Genomic DNA, 4,903 nt, shown 5'->3' on the forward strand with positions numbered 1-4,903 from the left:
CCAGGACGTAGGCGCTGCGCGCGCCCGGATCGCCGTAGAAGAAGTACAGCTCCAGGCCCCGAAGTCAAGCCGGCCCACTCCCGAGCGGCTCCTCGACGCCGCCGAGACGCTCATGCGCACCATCGGCCTCGCCAACACCACCACCAAGGCGATCGCGCGCGAGGCCGGCTGCTCCGAAGCCGCGCTCTACAAGCACTACGCGAACAAGGAAGAGCTCTTCGTGCGCGTCCTCATGGAGCGCACCCCCAACGCCGCCCCCCTGATGGGGGAGCTCGCCCGCGACCACGCCGAGCGGTCCGTGGAGGAGGGGCTCGCCGCGATCGCCCGGCACGCCTCGCTGTTCTACGCCGACGCCATGCCCATGGCCGCCTCGCTCTTCGCCGAGCCCGCGCTGCTGACCCGCCACCGCGAGGGCGTCCAGGAGATCGGCACCGGCCCCCACGTCGTACGCGACGCGCTCACCGGCCGGCTGCGCCGCGAGCTCGAACGGGGACGGCTGCGCCCCGACGCCGATCCGGAGGCCGCCGCGGCGCTGCTCCTCGGCGCCTGCTTCCAGCGGGCCTTCTTCCTGCACTTCTCCGGACCGGAGGTGGTCCCGCCGGTCGAGGAGTTCGCCCCCGCCGTGGCCCGGACCCTGTGGGCCGCTATCCGCTGAGCTCCGCCGCGTACGGGGGCTCCGCGCCCGCCCGGGTACAGGTCAGCGCGGCCGCGTGGGCCGCGTAGGCCAGGACCCCCGGCCAGTCCACCGGGCCGCCGGCCGGACCCGCAGAACCCGACAGGCGGTGCAGCAGGGCCGCGTTGACGGTGTCGCCCGCGCCGATCGTGTCCGCCACGCGGACCGGCCGGGCCGCCGCCGTGTACTCGTCGCCCTCCCGGGTCCGGACCACCAGCCCCTGCGCGCCCCGGGTGAGCACCACCGCCGCCGGCCCCGCGGCCAGCCAGTCCGAGACCCGCCCGCCCAGCCACCGGGCGTCCTCCTCCGACAGCTTGAGGACGGACACGTACGGCAGCCAGCCCAGGAACCGGGCCCGGTACGCCGCCGGATCGGCGATCAGCGCCGGGCGGATGTTGGGGTCCAGCAGCGTCAGCAGCCCGCGCCCGGACTCCCGGCGCAGCAGGGCCTCGTACGCGCTCGCACCCGGCTCCAGGGCCAGGGAGCAGGTGCCGAGCGCCAGGGCCCGGGTGCCCGCGGGGAGCGCCTCGGGCAGGGTGAACAGCCGGTCGGCCGTGCCCTCCACGTAGAACTCGTACGCGGCCGAGCCGTCCGGGGCCAGCGAGGGCACGGCGAGGGTGGTGGGCTCCGGACCGCGCTGGACCAGCGAGAGGTCCACCCCGGCGGCGCGCAGCCCGGCGAGCAGGCTCTCGCCGAAGCCGTCCGCCGAGACCCGCGAGCAGAAGGCGGCCCGCGCACCGAGCCGGCCCAGCGCCAGCGCGGTGTTGTACGGCCCCCCGCCCGGCCGCGGCAGGAGCGCGCCCGGCGGCTGCGCCACGGGCACGAGGTCGATCAGGGCTTCTCCACCGACGACGATCACGCGGGGGAAGGTATCCCATCGGGCGGCGGAACAGGTCGGCGGTATCGTCGGGGTGCCCGGCGGCGCCGGCCGTACCCGTACGACCGGCAGGTCCGAGCCGCTCCATCCGTACCAGCCGCTCCACCCGTACCAGCAGAACCCCCAGGCCAGGAGAACCGCATGTCCGCGTCGCAGTCCGCCGCCCGCCGTACCGTGCTCAAGGGCGCCGCCGCGCTCGCGGGGGCCGTCGGAGGCGGAGCGGCGCTCACGGCCTGTTCCACCGAGGGCAACAGCGGCTCCGGCTCCCCGGCGGTCCCGGCCGCCCCGGTCGAGCTCGGCGCCGCGTCCGAGATCCCGGTCGGCGGGGCCAAGCTGTTCCGGGAGCAGAAGCTGGTCGTCAGCTGCCCGGCGGCGGGCCAGTACAAGGCGTTCAGCGCGCAGTGCACGCACGCCGGCTGCGTCCTGGACAAGATCGACGAAGGCGAGGGCAACTGCCCCTGCCACGGCAGCCGCTTCGACGTGACGACCGGCAAGGTGCTGCGCGGCCCGGCCGCCGAGCCGCTGCCCGCCGTCCCGGTCAGGGCCGAGGGCGGCAAGCTCATCGCGGGCTGACCCGGCACGCGGGTTGACCCGGCACGCGGGCGGGCGGGTCCCGGGCGGGCGCTACGCCCAGTCCCAGTCGATGCCCAGCAGGCCGCGCCGCACGTCCTGCTCCACCAGGTGCACGGCGCGGTGGCGCCCGCTCGGCGTCAGGTCCGCCAGCCCGCTGCGCGGCGCCCCCGGCCCGGACCGGCCGAAGCGCCGGCAGCGCACCGGCAGGGCGGCCTCGTCGAAGCGGACCTGGAGCACGTACTGCCCGCCGCTGTAGCTGAACCCGCGCACGTACTCGGTGCAGCGGCCGCCGGTCCCGTCCTCGAAGCCGTAGCCGAAGACGTACGTGTCCCCGGTGCGCAGCCGGGCGTCGAAGAGCAGCTCGGCGACCAGCACCCCGGCCTCCCGGTGCCAGCGGACGCGGCCGGTCCGGCAGTTCTCGTCCGCCCGGACGCGGACCCGGGCCGGGTCGCAGCCGGGATCGCCGTGGTGGACGGCGAGGTACCGGTCGACGCCGTCACGGTGGGCCCGTACGACGTGCTGCGACTCGCGGCCCAGCAGCTCGCCGCCCGCGCCGATCCGCACCCGCTCGTGGTGGCCGACGGTGTGCAGGCCGCCGTCGGCGGGCAGTTCCATGCCGGCCAGCAGGCCCTCCACGGCCGCGCCGACGCTGACCAGGGCCCGGTACGAGCGGGCCGGCGGGCGGACCGCCCCGGTCCCCGCGGCCTCCGGGGCGGCCAGCAGCCGCAGCAGGGTCCCCGCGGGCAGTTCCAGGATCTGCTCCAGGGCTCGTACGGCCTTCAGGGACTCGGGGCGGCGCGGCCGCCGGGCCCCCTGCTGCCAGTAGCTGAGGCTGGTCACGCCGAGCTTGATGCCACGGGCCGCGAGCCGCTGCTGGACCCGGTGCAGGGGGAGGCCGCGGGCGGTGAGCGCGGCGCGCAGCGCGAGGTGGAAGGGGCCGGCGCGGAGCAGGTGCCCGAGCTCCCGGGCGTTCGTCTGCGCGCCGGTCCGGCTGCCGCCCTGCGCGTTCTGTCCGGTCGACCGCATGACGGCTCCTCCTGTGAACGTTCACGCGCGGTGGGGCGGGAGGGCTGCCGGTGGCGCCGGAGGTCCAGGTGAAAGGACGGCAGTCGTTCACACTGCGGTCCCGCCGTTCACACTGCAATGCCAGGGCGTATTGAAGCCTGTTGACCTGGTCGCGACAACACCCCGATGCTCCTCACCAGCGTCCGGACGCGCTCCTCCATCCCCACCTCCCCGGCCCCACCGGGGGGATCCCCACACGGGAGGAACGCGATGCGCAACCGAAACCGGCGGCTTTCCCTGGCCGCCGCCGTCACCGCCGTGCTCTTCGTCCTGCCCACCGGTACCGCCACCGCCGCCGGTACCCCGGCCCCCACCACCGCAACCGCCGCTGCCGCCGACACCGGCTCCGCCGCCGGTTCCGCCCTGGCGTACAAGCGGCTGAACATCACCATGCAGGTCCAGCAGAAGACCAACTGGTGCTGGGCCGCGAGCGGCAACACCATCGCGACCTGGTTCGGCCGCACCTACACCCAGAACCAGTTCTGCAACGCCGCCTTCAACCGGCAGCAGGGCTACGACTGCCCCAACAACCAGGCCACCCTGGGCAACGTCCAGACCGCCCTGGCCTGGGCCGGGATCAACTCCGGCTCGTACGTCACCGGTTGGCTGCGCTACAGCACCGTGCAGAGCGAGATCGACGCCAACCGGCCCGTCGAAACCCGGATCCAGTGGTCCAACGGCGGCGGGCACATGCACGTCATCTACGGCTACGACACCGCCGACAGCTGGGTCTACTGGGGCGACCCGTGGCCGTCCGGCGACCGCTACAACTGGGCCTCCCACGCCTGGTACGCCGACAACGGCACCTTCTCCTGGACCCACTCGCTCTACCGGATCGGGGCGTGACCGCCATGACCCAGCGCGCCGCCGCCGCGGTCCTCGCCGCGACCGCCGCCGTCCTCGTCGCCGTACCGGCCCCGCAGGCCTCGGCGGCCCCCGTGCCGCAGCCCCGGTCCGTCACCGCCGAAACCAGGGCCGCGGCCGGGCAGGCCGCCGCCGCACCCGGCACCCTCGCCACGCTCTCCCGCTTCTTCGCCCGCGAGGGCAAGATCGCGCCGGACGCGGTACGACCGCGGATCGAGGGCGAGCCGATTCCCGTCAACCACCTCTCCCCGGACTTCGTGGCCGGCAGGGCCGGCGCGCCCGTGGCCCGGCTGGAGTTCCTCGCCAGCAAGGCGGTCGCCTCGGACGGGCAGCAGGCCGCGCTGTGGACGGCCAGGACCGAGGCGGGATGGCAGGTGGTGAACATCGCCACCGGCGACGACGAATTCCGCTACGCGCAGCTCGGCGCCGTGAAACTGCCCGGCGGGACGGTGTTCCGGGAGCCGCAGATCGACGCCTGGTACGTGGCCGCGGGCAGCCGGGTGCTGCCGCTGGACGAGGACGCCGAGCGGGCCGTCGGCGCGGGGGGCACCAGCCTCGCCGCGTACCGGACGCGGGTGATGCGGGCGTACGGGGACAAGCTGCCGGGGTCCGCGTACGCGAAGGGGGGCGGGGCGGGTGGTTACGCGGATGCGGCCCCGCCGGCCGCAGGCCCCTCGGTGGCTCCGGCCGCCGCGGGCGTGGCCGGGGCGGTCGCGCTCGGCGCGGCCGGCGTGATCGGGTTCCGCAGGTCCCGGCGCCCCCGCACCAGCCCCACGCCTGCGCCGCCCAGCCGGTGACGAGGCGGCCGCTCATGCCGCCGATGGAATTGACCGCCACGAACAGGCCGATCG

Annotated in this window: 6 protein-coding genes; 4 read left to right on the forward strand and 2 right to left on the reverse strand. The window is 75.5% G+C overall.

What is annotated here, in order from left to right; all coding sequences use genetic code 11:
• Nucleotides 1–112 precede the first annotated feature (112 nt).
• Nucleotides 113–655 (forward strand): TetR/AcrR family transcriptional regulator, encoded by a 543-nt coding sequence (locus ACFXA3_RS35240; protein ID WP_385193906.1) that lies wholly within the window; start codon nt 113–115, stop codon nt 653–655.
• Here the strand turns inward: ACFXA3_RS35240 and ACFXA3_RS35245 are convergent.
• Nucleotides 645–1,532 carry a carbohydrate kinase gene (locus tag ACFXA3_RS35245; RefSeq protein WP_385193893.1) on the reverse strand — a complete coding sequence of 296 codons (888 nt, stop codon included), beginning with the start codon at nt 1,530–1,532 and terminating at the stop codon, nt 645–647. The two genes, ACFXA3_RS35240 and ACFXA3_RS35245, sit on opposite strands and share 11 nt — an antisense overlap.
• Nucleotides 1,533–1,691: 159 nt before the next feature.
• On the opposite strand from ACFXA3_RS35245, the gene ACFXA3_RS35250 reads away from it, so the two are divergent.
• Entirely contained in the window at nt 1,692–2,123 is a 432-nt protein-coding gene (locus ACFXA3_RS35250) for a Rieske (2Fe-2S) protein (protein ID WP_385193896.1), read from the forward strand.
• A 51-nt stretch (nt 2,124–2,174) separates the two neighbouring features.
• On the opposite strand, the gene ACFXA3_RS35255 is transcribed toward ACFXA3_RS35250, so the two are convergent.
• Nucleotides 2,175–3,149, reverse strand: coding sequence for a hypothetical protein (locus ACFXA3_RS35255; protein ID WP_385193898.1), 975 nt, complete (start codon nt 3,147–3,149; stop codon nt 2,175–2,177).
• 249 nt (nt 3,150–3,398) lie between these two features.
• Between ACFXA3_RS35255 and ACFXA3_RS35260 the strand changes: the two genes are divergently transcribed.
• Nucleotides 3,399–4,034, forward strand: a complete 636-nt coding sequence (locus ACFXA3_RS35260; RefSeq protein ID WP_385193901.1) for a papain-like cysteine protease family protein — start codon at nt 3,399–3,401, stop codon at nt 4,032–4,034.
• Nucleotides 4,031–4,849, forward strand: a complete 819-nt coding sequence (locus ACFXA3_RS35265) for a hypothetical protein (RefSeq protein ID WP_385193904.1) — start codon at nt 4,031–4,033, stop codon at nt 4,847–4,849. The genes ACFXA3_RS35260 and ACFXA3_RS35265 overlap by 4 nt, the downstream gene beginning before the upstream one ends.
• Nucleotides 4,850–4,903: the final 54 nt, after the last annotated feature.

Source organism: Streptomyces sp. NPDC059456, assembly GCF_042750055.1.
Taxonomy (GTDB): Bacteria; Actinomycetota; Actinomycetes; order Streptomycetales; family Streptomycetaceae; genus Streptomyces.